This is a genomic window from Cognatiyoonia sp. IB215182 (genome assembly GCF_033963905.1).
Lineage (GTDB): Bacteria > Pseudomonadota > Alphaproteobacteria > Rhodobacterales > Rhodobacteraceae > Yoonia.
The window spans coordinates 122,798-143,814 of sequence record NZ_JAXBMB010000006.1 but is presented as its reverse complement, the minus strand read 5'-3'; the positions used below and the strand labels follow the sequence as shown (position 1 = coordinate 143,814).

The window sequence follows — 21,017 nt, the reverse complement described above, 5'->3', positions numbered from 1 at the left end:
GTGATGCAAAACTCTTTCAAAAGAGTTTTGACAAAAGTCTGTGCCAGACTTTTGCCCCGGCGCAGAGCCGCAACATGGCGTTGAAGACCAAGCGCCTCACCTTGCGGGCTGCCCGGCAGACTGACCTGGATGATCTTTATCGCATCTATAGCGACCGGCGCGCGATGCAATATTGGTCGACGGCCCCGCATGACAGCCCGGCACGCACCCAGGACAACCTCGACCGGCTGATCAGTTCTGCCAAACAGCAACTGCTTTACTTCGTCATTGAAAAGGATGGCAAGGTCATTGGCGCTGCGGGTATGCATCAAGCTTATGAGGTCGGTTTTCTCCTGCACCCCGATTACTGGCGCCAGGGGATTGTGACCGAAGCGATGAACGCGATCATCCCCCACCTATTTGAGGCGACAAGCGCACCCGCGCTCACAGCCGACGTTGACCCGCGCAATGCCGCGTCCATCGGTCTGTTGATTTCGCTTGGCTTTCGCGAAACACATCGGGCGCAGAACACCTTTTTGCATTGAAGGCGTCTGGTCCGACAGCGTCTACTTTGCTCTAGAAAGACCGCGCGATTAGCGCCCTTCGTAAACCGCCTTGCGCTTCTCCAGAAACGCCACGACTCCCTCTTGAAAGTCGCGGGTCTGGCCACAGCGGCCTTGTAGCTTGGCCTCCAATGCCAATTGCTCGTCCAGCGAGTTCTCGAACGACCCCCGGATCGCCTTTTTAAGTTGCCGGTAGGCCACCGTCGGCCCTTGTGCCAGTTGCGCCGCGCGGCCTTGCACATGTTCAAGGAACGCAGCCGACGGGGCTGTTTCATAGATCATGCCCCAGTCAGACGCTTGCTGCGCCGTGATCTTGTCCGCGAACAAAGCCGCCCCCATCGCCTTGGCCGCCCCCATCTGACGCGGCAACCAGTAGGTCCCGCCGGCGTCAGGGATCAGGCCGATCCGCGTAAAGGCCTGCACGAAATAGGCATCTTCCGACGCAATTACCACATCCGCTGCAAGGGCCAGATTGGCCCCTGCCCCCGCCGCTGGACCGTTCACCGCCGAAATCGTCGGCACCCGGCAGTCAAAAATCGCCTTCAGCATTGGCACATATTCATCGCGCAAGGTCCGTTCGAGATCGAGCGATGCAGCAGAGCCGCTGTCACCCAAATCCTGACCTGAGCAGAAGGATTTGCCGGCGCCCGTCAGAATGATCACTCGCGCCTCCGCCTCTGCGGCCTTGACGGCATGCGTGATCTCGGCCCTCATCTGTGTATTCAGCGCGTTCATCACATCGGGGCGATTCAACGTGATCACCGCGACATCGTTACGTATCACGAGGGTCAGGGCCTGATAGTCCATGCGGAAAAGTCCTTATTGATGCATTGGCCGCAGCTTACTGAACGAACCCGTTCAGAAAAGCCCTACACTGCGTCACGCTCCAATATTTTGGCGAGTTCCGCCTTTTCTTCGTCGGACAACGCTGTCGGCGCAGCCTTCTTCCGGCGGATCGCGGTCCAGCCGATGCCAAGCGCGATCACGAACATCATTGGAGCCGCGACCCACAGAATGATGTTGGCCCCGCTTGTGTCTGGCCGCAACAGCACAAATTCTCCATAGCGTGCGACGATGAAATCGACGGCCTGTTCGTCCGTGTCACCGGCCACCAGCCGTTCACGCAAAAGGATCCGCAATTCGCGGGCCAGCGTGGCGTTCGATTCGTCGATGCTTTCGTTCTGGCAAACCGGGCAGCGCAGTCCTTGCGACAGATCACGTGCGCGTTCTTCAAGTACCGGATCATCAAGGATCTCGTCCGGCTCTACCGCCCATAAAGGGCTCGCCAGTAAGGCAAGGATCAGGGCAAACCGCTTCATTCAGCTGGTACCGCTTTGGCCCGCGTCTTTTTCGGCGCAGCGGCCCCAATACGAAGCCGTCTGTCAGACAGCGACAAACACCCGCCCAATGCCATCAGGATCGCCCCGCCCCAAATCCAATTCGCAAAGGGTTTGAGGTAGACGCGCACCGCCCAGCCCCCACCCTGTTGCGGATCGCCGATCACCACATAGACGTCACGCAGTACACCATTGCTGATCGCAGCCTCGGTGGTCGGCATGTTCGCCACAGGATAGAACCGCTTTTCGGGATTCAGGGTCGCAAATGGCCTTTCACCCCGAAACACGGCAATATCAGCCATCGTCGTCAGGTAATTCGGCCCCTGGAATTGGCGCACATCGTCCAGTTGGAAGGTGAATTGCCCCACATCCCAGCGGTCACCGATATTGGCGATTCGGATATCCTCCCGCTCCCACGCCAGCATCGCGGCGATGCCGAAGATCGTGACACCCATCCCGATATGCGCTGTGGCCTTGCCCCAATCGGCGCGCGGCAGCCGACCGATCCGACGCAGGCGCGCCGCGAACCCTTCGCGCCCGCTGCGCATCCACAGATCAGCAATCGCGCCGCCCACCACCCAGACACCCAAAGCAACACCAATGGGACCCAAAGCAGAGTTGCCACTTTGTACCGCATAGGCCAGCGCGGCAAGCGCGATGGCAAGCACCATCCACCCGATCAACGACTTCGAAGCGCGCCCCAACGACCCGCGTTTCCAGGCCAAAATCGACCCAAGCGGAAGCACAATCGCTAGCCCCACCATGAAGGGCGTAAAGGCCGCATCGAAAAATGGCGGCCCGACCGACAAGGTCCGATCAAACAATATCTCGGCCACCAAGGGCCAGATCGTCCCGATGAAGACGACAAAGCAGCTCACAGCCAGCAGGATGTTGTTGAGCACCAGCGCACTTTCGCGGCTGATGGTCGAGAAAACGCCCTGCGCCTCCATCGCGCCGGCGCGGAAGGCAAAGAGGGTCAGCGCCCCACCGAGGAAAATCGCGAGGATAATCAGGATCAGCATGCCCCGTTCCGGGTCATTTGCAAAAGCATGCACCGAGGTCAGCACGCCGGAGCGGACGATGAAGGCCCCCAACAGCGAAAAACCAAAGGCCAATATCGCAAGCAGAATGGTCCAGCTTTTCAGCGCCTCCCGCTTTTCCACCACGATGGCCGAATGCAGCAAGGCAGCGGCGATCAACCACGGCATGAACGACGCGTTCTCAACCGGGTCCCAGAACCAGAAACCGCCCCAGCCAAGCTCATAATAGGCCCACCAAGACCCCAGCGCGATGCCCACGGTCAGGAACATCCACGCGGCCAAAGTCCATGGCCGGACCCAGCGCCCCCATGCGGCGTCAACACGGCCTTCAATCAGCGCAGCAACGGCGAAAGAGAATGAGACACTCAGCCCCACATAGCCCAGATAAAGGAACGGCGGATGGAACGCCAAGCCGGGATCCTGCAACAACGGGTTCAGGTCGCGACCATTCAACGGCGGTACTTCCAGCCGCAGAAACGGGTTCGAGGTGAAGATCACAAAGGCAAAGAACGCCACAGCGATTGACGCCTGCACCGCCAAAACCCGCGCCCGGAGCCGCGTGGGCAATCCACCTCCAAACCAAGCCGCCAGCGCGCCAAAAAGCGTCAGGATAAGCATCCACAGCAGCATCGAGCCTTCATGGTTCCCCCAAACCCCGGTTATCTTGTAGATCATCGGCTTGTCCGTGTGGGAATTGAGGTAGACGAGCTGCAGCGAAAAGTCGGAGGTCACAAAGGCCCAGGTCAGCACCGCGAAGGCAAAGCCCGTCAGCAGGAACTGCACCGTCGCCGCAGGCTCGGCCAAGGCCATCCAGGCCGCGTTCCCGCGGTGCGCCCCTACCATCGGTACAATCATCTGCACAATGGCCACGCCGAAGGCCAGAATCAGCGCGAAATGTCCAAGTTCGACAAGCATGATGCAGACATAGCGCAAAGCAAAACCGGGCAATAGACTTGCCCCGGTCACTTCGGCGCTACATTTTGGCGCGCATTGCTAGTAAAAACGCGTTTCCGTCAACCACAACCGATGACAGCGATGATAAACCACCGCAAAAGACCGCCCCGTCAACTGCTCAGGCGTCAGTTGGACCAGCCAGGGGCCAAAGGAAAATGCGCCGCCTTCCCGCACCTTCGTCCCTTCTTCAAAGACAAGATCGGCGCGGGCATTGTCCGTCGCATCACCAAGAAACCACACAAGGTGATCGAACGAACAATCGCGTAGTCTGGCAGAGTGCCCCTAAATGCGTGAGCTGGTCTCACCCACCGCCTTTTGACGCATGATTTCCGCCATTGTCACAACAGGAAACAGATACCCCTCAAAACGGCCGCCCACGGCATTCACAAACATCGCGGTGATAGGGGCGAAGGCCCCGATCAGCACCTTCGTCATCGCACGAAACCTCCTTGCACCGCATAGGTCAGCGCGGCCATCAAGAGGCCCCCGATAATCAGACGCACAAGCCATTTCAGCGTGTCCTCAATCGCGCTCAGCCGGTCAGAGACGTTGTCGCGATGCACCTCGTCGACTGCATCGCGCATCTCAAGTGCCGCGATACGGCGTTCCATCTTGTCGCACCATGGCTTATCCATTCTCCCGCCTCCAATCGGCCAAGGCCGGGTTAGCTGCGGGCGGCTCTACCGCATCCTCCACCATTGATTCCGGTGCCTTAACCTGATCGGCCATCGCCAAAGTCCACGCGACAGAGCGTTGAAAATCCTGCGCTTTTGCCTGATGCCGCGCGCCGAAGTAAAAGCTGACAATCGCCCCCATCAACCACCAGAGCGGCTCTGGCACCAGCGCGATCCCTTCCATCCCTGCAACAAAAGTCTCTGGCGCGGTCATCGCCGTGGCAAACAGCCAGATCGTTCCCAGCGCCAACATCGGTCGCGGCAGGCGGTTCAAACCGTCGATGAACCGGTCAAAGAGACCCCGGCGCGGATGCACAAACTCCGCCGCGAATTGCGCGAGGCTTTCGCTCCTCGCAGACGCCGCGCGCGCCGCCCCCTTCTCAGCGTTCTCACGAAAGACCTCTGCCGTCTCGGTCACGACATTGCGGCCATCACCAAAGAGGAACGCCATCAATCCGCTGATCAGGCCCATTTCGCGGTCCTTTCGCGATGCTGGCTATCCGTCAGATGGTATCGCGGCGCAATGAACTCCTCGGCACGCTTGATCCACCCGCCCTTGCCGCCATCACGCCTGCGCGCATATTTGCGGCTGTTCACGCGCCGGTCGGCAAGATCGTAGTAATAGTTCCGCCGCGCGATCCCGTAGGCATCCACAAAGTGCTTCGGGGCCGCCGCCAGCGCCTCTTTCGTCGCGCGAATGGTCTGCGGGCCAATCACACCATCAACCGCCACGCTGATCCGCATATCCCCCAGCAGCCGCTGCAGGATCTTCACCGCATTCGCACCCGCATTGACATACATGTCAAAGACCGTCGCATGCAGCACTTCGGGCAATTGATCGATCCGGGGTTTGCGAAAGTAATGCTCGACAAAGATCGACACGGCATGCGCGCGCGTCAGCATCTTCACATCATCCGTATCGATCCGCCCATCCTGATCCAGATCCAGCCCCAGACGGCGCATCGTATGGATGGTGACCCCGTATTTCGTCGCCCCGCCGGGATCATCGGGGTCGTTCACATAGCCACCCTCACGGGCGACAATCTCGGTCGCGATTTCGGTAACGCTTTGCATGGGCTGCCCTCTTCTCCGTTTGGAGAGAAGGCTGCGCGCGATTGGTTAATTCGTGACTGTGCCACCGTCCGTTGGTTTGTAGACGCCCTGTTCTTTCAGGGCATCCACCACCTCGGCAGGCATGTAAGTCTCATCATGTTTGGCAAGGATTTCAACCGCTTCAAAGCGACCATTGATGTAGTTTCCCTGCGCCACCATGCCCTGACCTTCCTCAAATAGGTCAGGCAGGATGCCGGTATAAACCACCGGCACCGAGGCACCACCATCGGTCACCAGAAACGTAATCGCCTCGCCTTGGCCGCGCACAAGAGACCCCTGTTCGACCAGCCCCCCGATCCGGAAACGCTCCGTCGGCGGTGGCGGAGCCTCGGTCACCTCGCTGGGTGAGCGGAAGAACTGAAAACTGTCATCCGGCAGAAACCACAACAGCACCAGCACCAGCGCCATGCTGATCGAGGCCATCCAGATCACCTGAATACGCCGCCGCTTCTTGAGACTTTTCAGACCGCCACTCATGGAAACACCGGGGCCAGCATCAGGCCTTCTGTCTCTGGCAGGCCCAGCATCAGGTTCGCATTCTGCAACGCCTGCCCTGACGATCCCTTGGTCAGGTTGTCCAATGCGGCAATCACAATCGCCCGTCCCGGCACGCGGTCTGCGACCACGCCGATATGGCAGAAATTGCTCGCCCGGATATGTTTGATCGACGGATGCTGTCCCATCGGAAGTACCTCAATAAACGGCTCGGCCGCGTAAGCCGCGACCAACGTGTCATGTATGGCCTGCGCGTCGCCTTGCACATACGTGGTCGCCAAAATGCCGCGGTTGGCCGGGATCAGATGCGGCGTGAACTGCACATGTACGGGCCGCCCGGCCACCAAGGCGAACTCCTGATCGAACTCGCCCAGATGCCGGTGCAGGCCGCCAACCGCATAGCCATGCGCCCCTTCTGACAATTCAGCGTGCAACAGGTTCTCCTTCAAGGCCCGCCCTGCCCCGGATACTGCCGCCTTCAGGTCGATGATGATCTGATCCAGATCAATCACGCCCGCCGCAATCAGCGGACGCAGCGCATATTGCCCCGTTGCCGCATTGCAACCAGTCCCTGCCACCAGCCACGCATCCTTGATCTGATCGCGGTAAAACTCGGTCAGGCCATAGACAGCCGTTTTCTGTAGCTCGACTGCGGCATGCGGCTTGCCATACCATTTCTCGTAATCCGCCGGATCACGCAGCCGGAAATCGGCGGACATGTCGATGATCCGGACGTGATCCGGCAGGCCCGAGATCACCTGTTGCGAGGTCGCATGCGGCAGCCCGCAAAACACGATCTCGACATCGTCAAAAGACATCTCATCAATCGTCGTCAGGCGCGGCAGGTCGAGATGGCGCAGATGCGGAAACACCTCTGCCATGGCCATTCCGGCCTTTGAATTTCCAGACAGCCCGACAATTTTCAGGCTCGGATGGGTGGCAATCAACCGGACGAGCTCCGCCCCGGTATAGCCAGAAGCGCCAAGAATGGCGACGTTATGGGTAGTCATATCGATATCCCTTTGGGATGCATTTTGCAGGATTTAAGCGGCTTCAAACGTGATTTGTCGTCGCAAAAACTGCGTCGCACGGGATGAGACGCGTGCCGGATCACCCGTCGTCAGAAAGGCGCCGTCCGTCCTCGGACCCACCATCTCAGGTCGCCGCTCAAGATAATCCGCCAGGCTCTCCGCTACCAAATTGGCTTGGGAAAACACTTTCACATCCGGCCCAAGGGCGGCCTGAAATTCATCGTGCATCAGCGGATAATGCGTACAACCCAGCACCGCCGCATCCGGATCGGGCATCTTGCGTTTCAGTGCATCCACATGAGATTTCACCAAAGCCTCGGCCAGGATCATATCGCCATCTTCAATGGCATCCACCACGCCACCACAGGCCTGCGCCTCCACATCCACGCCAATCGCGCGAAACGCCAGTTCTCGCTGAAACGCACGGCTGCTGACAGTCGCAGGTGTCGCAAACAACGCCACATGCTTCACCGCCACTTCTCGGGGCGGAGAATTATCCCCCCATTGCCGCTCTGTCAGCGCTTCAATCAGCGGCACAAACACCCCTAGCACCCGCTTGTCGGTCGGCACCCATCCTTCCTGCATTCGCCGCAAAGCCGCCGCCGATGCCGTGTTGCAAGCCAAAATCACCAGATCACAGCCCGCATCAAAGAGCCGCTGACAGGCGGCAGTCGTCAGTTCATAGATATCATCGGCATCACGCACGCCATAAGGCGCATGGGCGCTATCGCCGAAATAGACCAGCGGCACATCCGGCAAGCGCTTCTGGACGGCATCCAGCACCGTCAGCCCCCCTAGCCCGCTATCGAAGATCCCGACGGCCATTGCGCACCTTGTATTTCGCCTCAAATTCATGGCCCAGGGACGTGGGGTCCAACGGGCTTGGGCTCAACTCATACGTGGCTTTGCGCAGGAAATCCATGCACCCTTTCGGGTCTTTTTTATAAGCGTTCAATTGTTCTGATGGGATCGGTTCACCCACAACAATCCGCACCGGCTTGTTGATCTTCGTCTTGAACTCACGAATGAACATGCCCGTGCGCAGGATGTGGTGGATGTGGCTCGCGAGTTGGAACAACCGGCTGTTGCGCCCTTCAAAGAAGATCGGCACGACAGTCGCATCAGATTTCGCGATCATTTTGGCCGTAAATGTGCGCCAGCTCGGGTCCATCGGCTGCGAAAACGGCTTGGCGGAGGTGGAAACTGTGCCGCCCGGAAAAATCCCGATCGCGCCACCTTCTTTAAGATACCGCACCGCCTCGGCCCGCGTCTCAAGATTCTGACGCGCAGCCTCTTTTGTCTCGTCGAATGAAATCGGCAGGATCACCTTCTCAAGGTCCGGCGCGCGGCGGAAAATTCGATGCGCAAGCACACGGAAATCGCCGTCCCGCCGCTCTGACAGAATGCGCCCCATCATCAGGCCATCAAGGATGCCATAAGGATGGTTCGAGACAACGATCAGCGGCCCCTCACGCGGAATGCTCTCAAGCGTGCCGCTGACAACGTCCAGCTTCAGCCCATAACGCTCGACCATCACCTGCCAGAAATCCTGGCCCGCCGCGACCTCCAGATCATAGCCCTTGGCCTTGCGGATCAGCCGCAACCGCCCCGTCGCATTCTCCAGCACACGGATCATGGCCCGCCCACTGCGCCCCTTGGCAGAGGACGCGTATGTAATATCGCGGGCAACTTCGCGGTCTTTCGAGGGCATTCGCACAGGCCTGATTTGTTCGCGTTTCACAAATTTATCACAGATTGAATACAATCAAATGACAAACTGGTGTTACTCCGCCGCCTGTTGCATCGGTGCGGCACGTAGAACCGACAGCAATTCTTCGCGCCGTTTGGCCGCCTTGCGTGCATTTGCGTCCTTGACCGGACCAAATCCGCGGATGTCCAAAGGCAAAGCGGCCAGAGCAATGGCTGCGTCACGCGTATCGGGCCGCATGATCTGCAAAACCTCGGCCATATCCTTTTCATATTCGCGGATCAGCGCGCGTTCCATCCGACGCTCCGCCGTGCGGCCAAAGGGGTCAAACGGCGTGCCACGCAGGAACTTCAGCTTCGCGAGTTTCGGGAACATCGCCGCCATGCGGCTCCCATATTCCTTTTTGACCGGGCGGCCATCCGCACCAATCTTGGTCAGCATCGGCGGAGCAAGATGATAGGTCAGCTTCAGGTCGCCATCAAATTCCGCCTCGGCCTTCGCCTTGGTCTCGGTCAAAAGGCGCGCCACCTCATATTCATCTTTATAGGCCAAGAGTTTGTGGTACCCCTTCGCGATGGCCTCTTTCAGCGGCTCATCCTGCACCTGATCAAGCAGTTTGTGATAGCGCTTGACCAGGCGCTTGCCCTGATAAGCCTCCAGATGCTGCGCGCGGAACGCGATCTGATCGTTCAGCGTCTTGGGTAATTGCACCACATTCGGCGTCAAAATCGCATTTGCATCGCCTGGATGCAGATAGGCCCAGCGACCATACTCAAACGCCTTGATGTTGCGGTTCACCGCCGCACCGTTCAGTTCAATCGCCCCCAGGATCGCCTCGTAACTGACTGGAATCGCACCCATTTGCCAGACCGCGCCAAAGATCATCATGTTGGAATAGATACTGTCACCAAGCAGCGCCTTGGCGAGATCCGAGGCATCAAACATCGCCAGCCCCTGACCCAACCGCGCCTGCAGCGCGATCTGCAATTCATCCGATGGCAGCTTGAAGCCCGTATCGCGCGTAAAGTCGCCCGTGATAATCTCGTGGCTATTGACCACACCACGGGTTGTGCCCGTTTTCATCAGCCCGATGGTCTTCGCCCCGGCGCTGACCACCAGATCGCCACCGATCAGCGCATCACATTCGCCCGTCGCCACGCGGATGGCGCTGATATCGCCCGGCGTCTCCGCAATCCGGCAATGGATATGCACCGCGCCGCCCTTTTGCGCGAGGCCCGCCATCTCCATCATGCCCGCACCCTTGCCATCGATATGGGTGGCCATGGCAAGGACCGCACCAATCGTCACGACCCCAGTGCCGCCAACGCCGGTGATGACCACGTTATGCGTGCCATCAATGGCAGGAAGCTCCGGCTCCGGCATATCCGGCAGGTCGACATCCGCCGTCGCCTCCTTCCGAATTTTCGCGCCTTCAACCGTCACAAATGACGGGCAGAAGCCCTTCACACAGGAAAAATCCTTATTGCAAGAGGACTGATCGATCGCACGCTTGCGGCCCAACTCGGTCTCAACGGGCACAATCGATACACAATTCGACTGCACCCCGCAATCGCCGCAGCCTTCGCAGACATCCGTATTGATGAATACCCGCTTGTCCGGGTCTGGAAACTGCCCGCGCTTGCGCCGCCGGCGCTTCTCGGCGGCGCAGGTCTGCACATATACAATGGCAGACACGCCTTTGTATTTACTGAATTTCTCTTGCACAGCGGGCATGTCTGCACGCTCGTGAACGTCCAGACCCTTCGGGAACTGGCCCAGATCGATATCCTCTTTCTCGTCATAAACCAGCGCGATGTTCCGCACGCCCATCGCCTGCAATTCACGACAGATCTGATCAGCCCGCAGATCGCCGTCATTCCCCTGCCCGCCAGTCATCGCGACAGCGTCGTTGTAGAGGATTTTGTAGGTGATGTTCGTCCCCGCCATAAGGGCGAACCGAATGGCCTGCACGCCGGAATGGTTATAAGTGCCATCGCCGAGGTTCTGGAACACGTGGTCACGCGTCGAAAACGGCGCTTCACCGACCCAATTCGCGCCCTCACCGCCCATCTGGGTGAAGCCAACCGTCTCCCGGTCCATCCACTGGACCATATAATGACAGCCAATCCCGGCATAGGCGCGCGACCCTTCCGGTACCTTGGTCGAGGAATTATGCGGGCAACCCGAACAGAAATACGGCAAACGCGCCGCGATCTCTGGCGCGTTATCGGCGCGGCGCGCCTCAGACAGCTCCGCCAGCCCCGCCTTCACCCCGTCAGAGCCGCACCCCTCTTCAACAAGTATTCCGCCGATTTTCTCAGCAATCACAATCGGATCCAGCGCAGCTTTCGTCTGAAAAATCTCTTCCCGGCGCCCTTCGGAATGCGCATCGCCCTTGTGCCAGCCGTAAACGCGACGCCCGCGGCGATCATCAAAGATCGCCTCTTTCACCTGCACCTCGATCAGCTTGCGCTTTTCTTCGACCACCACAATCAGGTCCAGCCCCTCGGCCCATTCATGGAAGGAGGCCATATCCAGAGGCCAGACCTGCCCAACCTTATAGGTGGTGATCCCCAGCCGCTCCGCCTCGGCCTCATGGATGTTCAAGAGCGACAAGGCATGCTGCAGATCGAGCCAATTCTTGCCTGCAGCGACAAACCCGATCTTGGCCCCCGGCTTTCCCCATTTGCGCTGATCCATCTTGTTGGCACGGCTGAACGCTTCTGCCGCGAAGCGCTTGTAATCGATCATCCGCGCTTCCTGCAGCTGCGGTGTATCGACCAGCCGGATGTTCAAACCGCCGTCAGGCAGCTTCATATCCGGCTTCACGAATGACATCCGATGTGGGTCACCATCGACCACCGAGGTCACCTCAATCGTGTCCTTCATCGTCTTCAGACCAACCCACACCCCCGCATAACGCGACAATTCCCAGGCATAGAGCCCGTAATCGAGGATTTCCTGCACCCCCGCGGGCGAGACAATCGGCATATAGGCATCGATCATCGCCCAGTCCGACTGGTGCAGGGTCGTTGAGCTTTCACCCGTATGATCATCCCCCATGGCCATGATCACGCCACCATGCGGCGAGGTGCCCGCCATATTGGCGTGGCGCATCACGTCGCCGGTCCGATCGACACCCGGACCCTTCCCGTACCACAGGCCAAAGACACCATCATGCTTGCCCTCGCCCCGCAACTCCGCCTGCTGCGAGCCCCAGAGCGCCGTTGCCGCCAAATCCTCGTTCAATCCTGGCTGAAAAAGCACCTGTGCCGGTTCCAGCACCTCTTTCGCCCGGCTCATCTGCATATCGACAGCACCCAAAGGCGATCCACGATACCCGGTGACATAACCTGCGGTATCCAATCCAGCAGCTTCATCGCGGGCGCGCTGCATCAGCATCAGACGAACCAAGGCTTGTGTGCCATTCAATAAAACGGGTGATTTTTCCAGATCGTAGCGGTCATTCAACGATACGTCTTGATGGCTCATCTCGCACCTCCCCAGGCGTCAAATCACTGGTTCAAACTATAGGTCAAAAATACTGACCTACAAAGCGGAAATTTGTCGCGCATTGCGTTTGCATGAATTGCGCGACTTCGCGTAATGATCTGATAATGTGAGCGATAACAACGTTGATGGCGGGGCAGAATGGACTGGGACAAACTAAGAATATTTCACGCCGTCGCCGATGCCGGATCGCTGACCCATGCAGGCGATACACTGCACTTATCGCAATCCGCCGTGTCCCGGCAAATCCGTGCTTTGGAAGAATCACTCAACACCACCCTCTTTCACCGCCATGCCCGCGGGCTGATCCTGACCGAACAGGGTGAGCTTCTGTTCGACGCCACCAAGTCGATGAACAAACGGCTGGAAGCCGCAAGCGCTCGCATTCGCGACAGCGAAGAGGAAGTGTTCGGCGAACTCCGCGTCACCACAACAACCGGCTTCGGCACGCTCTGGCTCGCCCCGCGCCTGCCCAAGCTTTACGAACAATACCCGGACCTCAAGATCGACCTGATGCTCGAAGAACGCGTGCTTGACCTGCCCATGCGCGAGGCCGACGTAGCCATCCGCATGAAAGAGCCCAGCCAGGCCGACCTGATCCGCAAACGGCTGATGTCGGTGCGCATGCGCCTTTATGCATCACAGGAATATCTGGAGAAGAACGGCCAGATCACCGATATCGAAGAGATCAGCAATCACCGGCTGATCTGCCAAAGGCTCAACTCGATCCAGGTCGCTGCAGGGGCGACGCTCGTGCAGCACCTGCTCACGTATGACATCCCCAACCTCTTTACGGTGAACAATTATTTTGGCGTCCTGCAGGGCATCCTGAACAATATCGGCGTCGGTGTGCTGCCTGATTATGTCACCGAGGATTTCCCCGATCTCGTCCGCGTCCTGCCAAATCTCGAAAGCGGCGAGGTGCCCGTCTTCCTCGCCTATCCAGAAGAGTTGCGGCAATCAAAACGGATCAGCGCATTCCGTGATTTCGTGCAGGATGAGATCTTCGCCCATCGCAAGAGAATGCGCGAGGCTGGTTAAGGCGCTCCCCCCCAACATGTTTACCAAAGTCTTAACAATTCGTAGCCACGCCCGGGCGGGCTCTGCTACATAACATCCAAGCCGCAGCGATCGGTCAAATACCGAAATCGGCAATCAGTACCGCTTGGGAAACGTGCATTTCCCGGGGCGAAAATGTTGTGTTCAGAGGACGTTAACGATGAATTTTCTTAAACTTGCAGCACTGATGTTAACACTTGCATCGGCAACTCCCGCCACCGCAAGCAACTGGAGCCCGGATCATGTCCGCGTCCCCCTCGGCTCCGAACATGTCGGATCAAACCCGAACTCCAACCTCAATGAAATCAACCCCGGTCTCGCGCTGACATGGGACACGACTTGGGTCGATTTCACCGCTGGCGCCGTCAAAAACAGCTTTGAAGACGTGGCCCCGTTCTTCACACTCTCCCGCGATGTCTGGAGGAATGACAGCTGCGGCGTTGCCGGGTTTCTTGGAACCGCGCACTATGGCGACCGGTCTGACATATCGCCTCACAGCCACAATGGCTGGATACCTATCGGTGGCGTCCATGCCGAATGCGGTCCGGCTTTTGTGCAGATTATGCCCGGTCGCGGTCTGGCGCGCCCAGCCTCGGGTAAGGCCCAAGCCGACGCCATTATCGTTTTTGGGCTGACATTCGATGTCGCGGATTTTTAGCCCGAAAGCCCTGATTTGACTGAGCCATGCGCGCAACACATAGCGGGTTTGCGTTTGTTGAGTTCGATTTTTTCTTGAATGGTCAAAAAACGCACCCTATCTGCACAATCGAAGGTAGTGATGCGTGAGCGCTCATCACCTTCACCTCCCTGTTGGACTTCGCCGGGCCTCGCGCCCGGCTTTTTTCTGCGTAAATGCCGCTTCCCCCCTCTCGCCCGCCCCGCTAAAAGGCCGCAACTGCCGAAGGGGACGACATGCAAGAGCCAGCTATCACCGATGATCTGATCGCCGCACATGGGCTCAGCCCCAGTGAATATAAGCAGATCCTGCAGATCATCGGGCGCGAACCCAGTTTTACAGAACTCGGCATCTTTTCGGCCATGTGGAACGAACATTGTTCCTATAAATCCTCGAAGAAATGGCTGCGGACGCTCCATACCGAGGGGCCGCAGGTCATCTGCGGGCCCGGCGAAAATGCGGGTGTGGTCGATATCGGTGACGGGCAGGCCGTTGTTTTCAAGATGGAAAGCCACAACCACCCCAGCTATATCGAACCGTACCAAGGTGCGGCGACCGGCGTGGGCGGCATCCTGCGCGATGTCTTCACTATGGGCGCACGCCCTATCGCAGCGATGAATTCGCTCAGCTTCGGCGAACCCGCTCACCCCAAGACCAAACAGCTGGTCAATGGCGTGGTCGCCGGCATCGGCGGCTACGGCAATTGTTTCGGCGTGCCCACGGTCGGTGGCGAAGTCCGCTTCGACCCCGCCTACAACGGCAACTGCCTTGTGAACGCCTTCGCCGCAGGTCTCGCCGATGCGGATAAGATCTTCTATTCCGTCGCCTCAGGCATCGGCATGCCGGTCGTTTACCTTGGCGCCAAGACAGGCCGCGACGGTGTGGGTGGTGCCACCATGGCCAGCGCCGAATTTGACGACACGATTGAGGAAAAGCGCCCCACCGTACAGGTCGGCGACCCTTTCACCGAAAAACGCTTGATGGAAGCCACCTTAGAATTGATGGCCACCGGCGCCGTAATCTCCATACAGGACATGGGCGCCGCTGGCCTCACCTGCTCAGCCGTTGAGATGGGCGACAAGGGCGGGCTTGGTGTCAAACTGACCCTGGACGCAGTGCCCCAGCGCGAAGACAACATGACCGCCTATGAGATGATGCTGTCGGAAAGCCAGGAACGCATGCTCATGGTCCTCAAGCCTGAATTAGAGGCCGAGGCCCGCGCCGTCTTCGAAAAATGGGACCTCGACTTTGCCATTGTGGGCGAAACCATCGCCGAAGACCGCTTCATCGTCGAACACAAGGGCGAGACCAAAGCCGACCTGCCCCTCGCCACCCTCTCCGGCTCCGCCCCCGAATACGACCGGCCATGGGAACCAACACCGGCGCAAGAGCCGCTCGGCGACATCCCCGGCGTGCATCCGATTGACGGGCTGAAGGCGCTTATCAGCAGCCCCAACTACGCAGGCAAGCAATGGGTTTACGAACAATATGACAGCCAGGTCATGGCCGACACGGCCCGTGCGCCCGGCGCAGGCAGCGGCATCGTCCGGGTCCACGGCACCGACAAGGCCCTCGCCTTCACCAGCGACGTGACCCCACGCTATGTCAAAGCGAACCCTGTGATGGGTGGCAAACAGGCCGTGGCCGAGGCTTACCGGAACCTCACCGCAGTCGGGGCCACACCGCTCGCCACAACCGACAACATGAATTTCGGCAACCCCGAAAAGCCCGAAATCATGGGGCAATTCGTAGGCGCCATCCAAGGCATTGGCGAGGCCGTCAAGGCGCTCGACATGCCCATCGTCTCCGGCAATGTCTCGCTTTATAACGAAACCGATGGTGCCGCGATCCTGCCCACGCCAACCATTGGCGCAGTCGGCCTGATCGCGAACCCCGATCACATGATCACCGGCCAGATCCGCGAAGGGCATGTCCTGCTCCTGCTCGGCGAAACGACGGGCCATCTGGGTCAATCTGCCCTGCTGGCCGAGGTCTATGGGCGCGCTGAAGGTGACGCGCCACCCGTTGATCTTGAGACTGAGCGCAAGAACGGCGATTTCATCCGCAAATATTTCGCCTTCATCCGCGCCTGCACCGATCTCAGCGATGGCGGCCTCGCCCTCGCCGCCTTTGAACTTGCCGAAGAGGCGGGCGTCGGCCTTTCGCTGGACGTCGAAGACACCCCCACCCTCTTTGGTGAAGACCAGGCACGCTACCTCATCGCGTGCAATTTCGATCAGGCCGAAGCGCTAATGGTCGCCGCCAATATGGAGGGCGTGACACTCACCATGGTCGGCAAAGTCTGCGGCGAGATGGTCACCTTCGGTAGCCAAAGCGCGCCATTGGCGGAACTCACCGACATCTTCCGCAAAAGCTTCGCCGCGGCACTCGCCTAAAGGCACACCTATCATCTCGTCAAAAATACTCCCGCCGGAGGCTCCCTACTTGTCCACCGGCCCCGGCAGACATAGCTTAAGCGTAACAAACGAGGACTCGCATGCCCATCACCGCCCACGAAATCGAGACACTCCTGCGCGAGAGCTTTCCCAATGCAAAAATACAGATCGAAGGCGACGATGGCGCGCATTTTCAAGGCATGGTGGTCGATGAAAGCTTTCGCGGCATGAACCGCGTCCAGCAACAGCGCGCGGTGATGGCCGTGGTGAAACCCAAGATCGATAGCGGTGAGTTGCATGCGCTGGCGTTGACGACGAAGGCACCGGAATGAGCCTCGAGATGTGGACATTGATCCTGAGTGGCTTCGCATTGGTGATTGGCGTTGCCGCCATAATTCTTGGCGAGAAACGCCGGCGGTACCACCCGAAACAAAACCGTGGCAGCGACCCCGGCGACGGCTATCACGTCATGCATGCCAATTATGCTTCAAGGGAGAATACCAGGTCACGCGCGTGGCGTGTGCCTCAAAACCCTCAAGATTACGCGAAATTCTTTGCGCCCACAAAAACGGATCGAAAGAAATGACAGCCCAAGACCAAATCAAAGAAACCGTCACCGAAAACGACGTCGTCCTTTTCATGAAAGGCACGAAATCCATGCCACAATGCGGGTTCTCGTCCCGCGTGGCGGGCGTGCTGAACTTCATGGGGGTCGAGTATCACGACATCAACGTGCTCGCCGACGATGACATCCGCCAGGGCATCAAGGATTACTCCGACTGGCCCACAATTCCGCAGCTTTATGTGAAGGGCGAATTTGTCGGCGGCTGCGACATCATCACAGAAATGACGCTGTCGGGCGAGTTGGACACGCTGTTCGCAGAAAACGGCGTCAGTTTTGACAAGGATGCCGCAGACAAGATCCGCGAAGCTAACGCTTAATTGGCATGACCGAAGCCGTAGTTTTTCTCGCGGCAAGGTTGACCGGTCTTCTTATTTTGCCGGTCATCTTTCTGCTGATAAAACTGCTCTACCCGGTACTTCTTCCGCTCAGAGATCTTATCATGTTGAATGACGACGCGAATATGCGCGTTGGCCGCAAAAACAAACGTTAAGGCAATTCGCATAAAGCCTAAGTCTGGCCGTGATGAGCCTCAACCTGATCGGCCAGCGCTTCGGCGCGGGCCGCGATCTCGGCCAGCGTGTCGGTCACATCTGCGGGGACAACAGGGACTTCGACCCGCTCCGGCGAAGGCGCAGGTTGGCCCTGCACCGTCTCAAGTTCCGCCCGCAATTTCGCGGCCTCCGCCTCAGCCTCGCGTACCTTATCCTGCAATCCGGCGGTCTTATCGGCCAGCATGAGCCCCGCCATCAGCAACATCCGCGATTCCGGCAGGCGCCCAATCTGTTCGGACAGATGTGCCGCTTCGGTATCCAGCATCGCGGCCGCCGAATGCAGGAAATGCTCTTCCCCGTCCTGGCAGGCCACTTCGAACTTGCGGCCACCGATCGCAATCTCAACCTGCGGCATGGGCACCCTCCTCCACCAATGGTTTCAACTCCGCCAGGATCGCGGTGATCTCCGCTGCATCAGCGGCCCGCTGCGCCTCAAGCGCCTCAATCTCAGCCGCCACCGCCGCATCAACCAGTTCCGGGGCCAACCCCTCGGTCACCGCTTGCCGCAACTGCGTATTCATCTCACGCATCTGCGCAGTCGCCGCCCGCAACCTTTGCAATTCCGTATCAAGCGCCTGCATCTGCGCCTTTTGCGTCGCGACCTGCTCGGTCAGCGCGGCCACTTGCCCGTCCTGACGCTCCTTCAACAGCTGCACCCGTTCTTCGAGTGCGGCATTCGCCGCGCGTTCTTCATCCAGAGCCGTCTGCAGATCAGCGTCCCCACCAGACCCTTGCGCCTCCATGCCGCGCCTGATCCGGTCCAGCGCGGCCGTAATCCGGCCTTCCAACTCACTGATATCACTCATCCGCCCGTCCTTTCAAAAGCCCGGCTTCTTCTGGCTCTCTTAAAAACACGACGCCCGCGCGCCGCCACCTGTCTGATCCGGCATTGGCCGAATCGTGCCTGTTGCCCCTTAGCCTAAGCGATCCACCCGCCCCCCGCAAATCAGGCAATCGCAGCCAAATGAACGACTTAGCCGCCGCGCTTGAACTTGGGATGGACCCTGATATGACGCGGGGCAACCAATCGTGGATCACTTAGTAACAGGACCAGATCTCTTGGATATTGCCGCTCTCCGCTCCGCCCATCCTGACCATTGGAAAAAGGCGACCGCCATTCGCACGCTCACGCTGGACGCTGTTGCCGCCGCGAATTCCGGCCATTCCGGCATGCCAATGGGGATGGCCGATGTCGCTACGGTTCTTTTTGAGAAACATCTGAACTTCGACCCCAAAACGCCCGACTGGCCGGATCGCGACCGGTTCATTCTGTCCGCTGGCCACGGCTCCATGCTGCTCTATTCCCTGATGCATCTGACCGGCTATGAAGACATGCCGCTAAGCCAGATCAAGGATTTCCGCCAATGGGGCGCACGCACTGCCGGGCACCCCGAATACGGCCATGCGCGCGGGATTGAAACCACAACAGGCCCCCTCGGCCAGGGCATCGCCAATTCGGTGGGTTTCGCGATTGCTGAGGAAATCCAGCGCGCGACCTGGGGCAAAAAGATCATCGACCATTACACCTATGTGATGGCCGGGGACGGCTGCCTGATGGAAGGTGTCAGCCACGAGGCGATTGGCCTTGCCGGCATGCAGAAACTCAGCCACCTGATTGTTTTCTTCGACAACAACAACATCACCATCGACGGCACGGTCGACATGGCCGACATCACCAACCAGAACATGCGTTTTGAGGCGGCAGGCTGGCACGTTCAGGCCATTGACGGCCACGACCCCGAAGCCATCGACGCGGCCATCTGGGCGGCCAAGAAAGACCCGCGCCCGTCGATGATCGCCTGCAAAACCCATATCGCTTTGGGTCACGCGGCACAGGACACCTCCAAGGGTCACGGCGCTTTGACCGATAAGGATCAACTGAAAGCCGCGAAAGAGGCCTACGGCGCCCCCATGGGCGATTTCGAAGTCGACCCAGACGTCAAAAAGCAATGGGAGGCCATCGGCGCCCGCGGCGAAGCAACCCGCAAGGAATGGGAGGCACGCTTTGCCACCCTCTCCGCCAACAAACAGGCGGAGTTCAACCGGACATATGCGGGCGATGCACCGAAGAAGCTCGCCAGCACCATCCGCGCTTTGAAAAAGCAGGTGAGCGAGGGCCAACCAAAGGTGGCCACACGCAAATCTTCGGAAATGGTGCTTGAAGTCATCAATCCGGTTATGAAGGAGACTATCGGCGGTTCAGCCGACCTCACCGGCTCCAACAACACCAAGACCAGCGATCTGGGCGTCTTCCACCCCGATACCCGCAAGGGCCGTTACATCTATTATGGTGTGCGCGAACATGGGATGGCGGCGGCCATGAACGGGATGGCGCTGCATGGCGGTGCGAAACCTTATGGCGGCACCTTCATGTGCTTTACCGATTATGCGCGCGGCGCGATGCGGCTCTCTGCCCTGATGGGCGTACCAGTCACCTACGTGATGACCCATGACAGCATCGGCCTTGGCGAAGACGGGCCGACACACCAGCCTATCGAACATCTCGCGATGCTCCGTGCCACGCCCAACATGAACGTCATCCGCCCTGCCGACACGGTTGAAACGGCCGAGGCCTGGGAACTGGCCCTGACCTCAGCAAAGACGCCAACAGTGCTGAGTCTGACACGCCAGGGCCTGCCCACGGTTCGCACCGAACACAAGACCAAGAACCTGACCGCCCAAGGCGGCTATGTGCTGGCGGATGCGGAGGGCAAACGGCAAGCGATCCTGCTCGCGACCGGCTCCGAAGTCAGCGTCGCCCTCGCCGCCCGCGACCTCCTGCAGGCCGAGGGCATCGGCACCCGCGTTGTCTCCATGCCCTGCTGGGAACTCTTCGAAGCACAGGACGAAGCCTATCGCAAACGCGTGCTCCCCGGCGGCCCTGTGCGCGTCGCAATCGAGGCTGGTATCCGCTTTGGCTGGGACCGCTGGCTTTTTGGCGAGCGCGGCAAGCGTGAGAAATCGGGCTTTATCGGCATGCATGGATTTGGCGCCTCGGCACCTGCGGCAAAGCTCTTTAAAGAGTTCGGGATTACCGCCGAGGCCACGGCCGACAAGGTGAAGTCCCTGCTCAAATAAGGTGCCGACGAAAAACTGAACAAACCCGCCATGGGTCACAGCCAGACGCATGGCGGCACATCTGCGCCACAGCAAAAGTCTTCTAAGACTTTTGTCAAAATTCTTCGAAGAATTTTGGCACCCTAACCCCGCGCCAAAACTGTTAGCGAAAACCGTTAGCGCCAACAGGCAGGTTTAACGCTAACATACTGGAAACCATGCACTTTTCGCCTTGGCATGCAAAGGCAC

24 protein-coding genes are annotated in these 21,017 nt (G+C 59.0%); 9 read left to right on the top strand and 15 right to left on the bottom strand.

The window, feature by feature from the left end:
- Positions 1-74 precede the first annotated feature (74 nt).
- Positions 75-524 carry a GNAT family N-acetyltransferase gene (locus tag SLH47_RS13580; protein ID WP_320240093.1) on the top strand — a complete coding sequence of 150 codons (450 nt, stop codon included), beginning with the start codon at positions 75-77 and terminating at the stop codon, positions 522-524.
- Positions 525-572: 48 nt separating this feature from the next.
- Here the strand turns inward: SLH47_RS13580 and SLH47_RS13575 are convergent, their stop codons facing one another.
- The 13 genes from SLH47_RS13575 to SLH47_RS13515 form a co-directional block, all read right to left on the bottom strand.
- Complete coding sequence (locus tag SLH47_RS13575; protein ID WP_320240092.1) at positions 573-1,349, bottom strand: enoyl-CoA hydratase-related protein; 777 nt, start codon at positions 1,347-1,349, stop codon at positions 573-575.
- Between the two features lie 62 nt (positions 1,350-1,411).
- Entirely contained in the window at positions 1,412-1,861 is a 450-nt protein-coding gene (locus SLH47_RS13570; RefSeq protein WP_320240091.1) for a cytochrome c-type biogenesis protein, read from the bottom strand.
- Complete coding sequence (locus tag SLH47_RS13565) at positions 1,858-3,834, bottom strand: heme lyase CcmF/NrfE family subunit (protein WP_320240090.1); 1,977 nt, start codon at positions 3,832-3,834, stop codon at positions 1,858-1,860. Before SLH47_RS13565 ends, SLH47_RS13570 begins: the two co-directional genes overlap by 4 nt.
- Before the next feature lie 78 nt (positions 3,835-3,912).
- A complete protein-coding gene (locus SLH47_RS13560; RefSeq protein WP_320240089.1) occupies positions 3,913-4,113 on the bottom strand; it encodes a hypothetical protein in 201 nt (66 codons plus the stop codon).
- Between the two features lie 42 nt (positions 4,114-4,155).
- A complete protein-coding gene (locus tag SLH47_RS13555) occupies positions 4,156-4,308 on the bottom strand; it encodes a hypothetical protein (RefSeq protein ID WP_320240088.1) in 153 nt (50 codons plus the stop codon).
- A complete protein-coding gene (locus SLH47_RS13550; protein ID WP_320240087.1) occupies positions 4,305-4,508 on the bottom strand; it encodes a hemolysin XhlA family protein in 204 nt (67 codons plus the stop codon). The genes SLH47_RS13555 and SLH47_RS13550 overlap by 4 nt, the downstream gene beginning before the upstream one ends.
- Complete coding sequence (locus SLH47_RS13545) at positions 4,501-5,019, bottom strand: holin family protein (RefSeq protein ID WP_320240086.1); 519 nt, start codon at positions 5,017-5,019, stop codon at positions 4,501-4,503. Before SLH47_RS13545 ends, SLH47_RS13550 begins: the two co-directional genes overlap by 8 nt.
- Complete coding sequence (locus tag SLH47_RS13540) at positions 5,010-5,621, bottom strand: holin-associated N-acetylmuramidase (RefSeq protein ID WP_320240085.1); 612 nt, start codon at positions 5,619-5,621, stop codon at positions 5,010-5,012. The genes SLH47_RS13545 and SLH47_RS13540 overlap by 10 nt, the downstream gene beginning before the upstream one ends.
- 45 nt (positions 5,622-5,666) lie before the next feature.
- A complete protein-coding gene (gene ccmE / locus SLH47_RS13535) occupies positions 5,667-6,137 on the bottom strand; it encodes a cytochrome c maturation protein CcmE (protein ID WP_320240084.1) in 471 nt (156 codons plus the stop codon).
- On the bottom strand, positions 6,134-7,165 hold the full coding sequence (gene argC / locus SLH47_RS13530; RefSeq protein ID WP_320240083.1) for an N-acetyl-gamma-glutamyl-phosphate reductase: 1,032 nt from the start codon (positions 7,163-7,165) through the stop codon (positions 6,134-6,136). The genes ccmE and argC overlap by 4 nt, the downstream gene beginning before the upstream one ends.
- Before the next feature lie 33 nt (positions 7,166-7,198).
- The gene (locus SLH47_RS13525; RefSeq protein WP_320240082.1) at positions 7,199-8,011 is read right to left on the bottom strand and encodes a glutamate racemase; all 813 of its coding nucleotides are present in this window, start codon (positions 8,009-8,011) and stop codon (positions 7,199-7,201) included.
- Positions 7,989-8,897, bottom strand: a complete 909-nt coding sequence (locus SLH47_RS13520) for a lysophospholipid acyltransferase family protein (RefSeq protein ID WP_320240081.1) — start codon at positions 8,895-8,897, stop codon at positions 7,989-7,991. The genes SLH47_RS13525 and SLH47_RS13520 overlap by 23 nt, the downstream gene beginning before the upstream one ends.
- 72 nt (positions 8,898-8,969) lie before the next feature.
- A complete protein-coding gene (locus SLH47_RS13515) occupies positions 8,970-12,386 on the bottom strand; it encodes an indolepyruvate ferredoxin oxidoreductase family protein (protein WP_320240080.1) in 3,417 nt (1,138 codons plus the stop codon).
- A gap of 159 nt (positions 12,387-12,545) precedes the next feature.
- Between SLH47_RS13515 and SLH47_RS13510 the strand changes: the two genes are divergently transcribed.
- The 7 genes from SLH47_RS13510 to SLH47_RS13480 all read left to right on the top strand — a co-directional run bounded on the left by SLH47_RS13510 (position 12,546) and on the right by SLH47_RS13480 (position 17,650).
- Positions 12,546-13,445, top strand: a complete 900-nt coding sequence (locus tag SLH47_RS13510) for a LysR family transcriptional regulator (protein ID WP_320240079.1) — start codon at positions 12,546-12,548, stop codon at positions 13,443-13,445.
- 178 nt (positions 13,446-13,623) lie between these two features.
- Entirely contained in the window at positions 13,624-14,121 is a 498-nt protein-coding gene (locus SLH47_RS13505; protein ID WP_320240078.1) for a hypothetical protein, read from the top strand.
- 254 nt (positions 14,122-14,375) lie between these two features.
- Complete coding sequence (purL, locus tag SLH47_RS13500) at positions 14,376-16,535, top strand: phosphoribosylformylglycinamidine synthase subunit PurL (protein ID WP_320240077.1); 2,160 nt, start codon at positions 14,376-14,378, stop codon at positions 16,533-16,535.
- A gap of 101 nt (positions 16,536-16,636) precedes the next feature.
- Entirely contained in the window at positions 16,637-16,867 is a 231-nt protein-coding gene (locus SLH47_RS13495; RefSeq protein WP_320240076.1) for a BolA/IbaG family iron-sulfur metabolism protein, read from the top strand.
- The gene (locus tag SLH47_RS13490; RefSeq protein WP_320240075.1) at positions 16,864-17,121 is read left to right on the top strand and encodes a hypothetical protein; all 258 of its coding nucleotides are present in this window, start codon (positions 16,864-16,866) and stop codon (positions 17,119-17,121) included. Before SLH47_RS13495 ends, SLH47_RS13490 begins: the two co-directional genes overlap by 4 nt.
- Entirely contained in the window at positions 17,118-17,477 is a 360-nt protein-coding gene (gene grxD / locus SLH47_RS13485) for a Grx4 family monothiol glutaredoxin (RefSeq protein WP_320240074.1), read from the top strand. The genes SLH47_RS13490 and grxD overlap by 4 nt, the downstream gene beginning before the upstream one ends.
- A 5-nt stretch (positions 17,478-17,482) precedes the next feature.
- On the top strand, positions 17,483-17,650 hold the full coding sequence (locus SLH47_RS13480) for a hypothetical protein (RefSeq protein WP_320240073.1): 168 nt from the start codon (positions 17,483-17,485) through the stop codon (positions 17,648-17,650).
- A gap of 17 nt (positions 17,651-17,667) precedes the next feature.
- Here SLH47_RS13480 and SLH47_RS13475 read toward each other — a convergent pair whose 3' ends face one another.
- Positions 17,668-18,066, bottom strand: coding sequence for a cell division protein ZapA (locus SLH47_RS13475; RefSeq protein WP_320240072.1), 399 nt, complete (start codon positions 18,064-18,066; stop codon positions 17,668-17,670).
- A complete protein-coding gene (locus SLH47_RS13470) occupies positions 18,053-18,517 on the bottom strand; it encodes a hypothetical protein (protein ID WP_320240071.1) in 465 nt (154 codons plus the stop codon). Before SLH47_RS13470 ends, SLH47_RS13475 begins: the two co-directional genes overlap by 14 nt.
- Before the next feature lie 253 nt (positions 18,518-18,770).
- Between SLH47_RS13470 and tkt the strand changes: the two genes are divergently transcribed.
- Positions 18,771-20,789 (top strand): transketolase, encoded by a 2,019-nt coding sequence (tkt, locus tag SLH47_RS13465; protein ID WP_320240070.1) that lies wholly within the window; start codon positions 18,771-18,773, stop codon positions 20,787-20,789.
- Positions 20,790-21,017 lie beyond the last annotated feature (228 nt).

Bases quoted from the DNA above. Each gene is read 5' to 3' on its own strand.
- SLH47_RS13580 (WP_320240093.1), top strand. From the start codon at position 75: ATGGCGTTGAAGACCAAGCGCCTCACCTTGCGGGCTGCCCGGCAGACT.
- SLH47_RS13575 (WP_320240092.1), bottom strand. From the start codon at position 1,349: ATGGACTATCAGGCCCTGACCCTCGTGATACGTAACGATGTCGCGGTG.
- SLH47_RS13570 (WP_320240091.1), bottom strand. From the start codon at position 1,861: ATGAAGCGGTTTGCCCTGATCCTTGCCTTACTGGCGAGCCCTTTATGG.
- SLH47_RS13565 (WP_320240090.1), bottom strand. From the start codon at position 3,834: ATGCTTGTCGAACTTGGACATTTCGCGCTGATTCTGGCCTTCGGCGTG.
- SLH47_RS13555 (WP_320240088.1), bottom strand. From the start codon at position 4,308: ATGACGAAGGTGCTGATCGGGGCCTTCGCCCCTATCACCGCGATGTTT.
- SLH47_RS13550 (WP_320240087.1), bottom strand. From the start codon at position 4,508: ATGGATAAGCCATGGTGCGACAAGATGGAACGCCGTATCGCGGCACTT.
- SLH47_RS13545 (WP_320240086.1), bottom strand. From the start codon at position 5,019: ATGGGCCTGATCAGCGGATTGATGGCGTTCCTCTTTGGTGATGGCCGC.
- SLH47_RS13540 (WP_320240085.1), bottom strand. From the start codon at position 5,621: ATGCAAAGCGTTACCGAAATCGCGACCGAGATTGTCGCCCGTGAGGGT.
- ccmE (WP_320240084.1), bottom strand. From the start codon at position 6,137: ATGAGTGGCGGTCTGAAAAGTCTCAAGAAGCGGCGGCGTATTCAGGTG.
- argC (WP_320240083.1), bottom strand. From the start codon at position 7,165: ATGACTACCCATAACGTCGCCATTCTTGGCGCTTCTGGCTATACCGGG.
- SLH47_RS13525 (WP_320240082.1), bottom strand. From the start codon at position 8,011: ATGGCCGTCGGGATCTTCGATAGCGGGCTAGGGGGGCTGACGGTGCTG.
- SLH47_RS13520 (WP_320240081.1), bottom strand. From the start codon at position 8,897: ATGCCCTCGAAAGACCGCGAAGTTGCCCGCGATATTACATACGCGTCC.
- SLH47_RS13515 (WP_320240080.1), bottom strand. From the start codon at position 12,386: ATGAGCCATCAAGACGTATCGTTGAATGACCGCTACGATCTGGAAAAA.
- SLH47_RS13510 (WP_320240079.1), top strand. From the start codon at position 12,546: ATGGACTGGGACAAACTAAGAATATTTCACGCCGTCGCCGATGCCGGA.
- SLH47_RS13505 (WP_320240078.1), top strand. From the start codon at position 13,624: ATGAATTTTCTTAAACTTGCAGCACTGATGTTAACACTTGCATCGGCA.
- purL (WP_320240077.1), top strand. From the start codon at position 14,376: ATGCAAGAGCCAGCTATCACCGATGATCTGATCGCCGCACATGGGCTC.
- SLH47_RS13495 (WP_320240076.1), top strand. From the start codon at position 16,637: ATGCCCATCACCGCCCACGAAATCGAGACACTCCTGCGCGAGAGCTTT.
- SLH47_RS13490 (WP_320240075.1), top strand. From the start codon at position 16,864: ATGAGCCTCGAGATGTGGACATTGATCCTGAGTGGCTTCGCATTGGTG.
- grxD (WP_320240074.1), top strand. From the start codon at position 17,118: ATGACAGCCCAAGACCAAATCAAAGAAACCGTCACCGAAAACGACGTC.
- SLH47_RS13480 (WP_320240073.1), top strand. From the start codon at position 17,483: ATGACCGAAGCCGTAGTTTTTCTCGCGGCAAGGTTGACCGGTCTTCTT.
- SLH47_RS13475 (WP_320240072.1), bottom strand. From the start codon at position 18,066: ATGCCGCAGGTTGAGATTGCGATCGGTGGCCGCAAGTTCGAAGTGGCC.
- SLH47_RS13470 (WP_320240071.1), bottom strand. From the start codon at position 18,517: ATGAGTGATATCAGTGAGTTGGAAGGCCGGATTACGGCCGCGCTGGAC.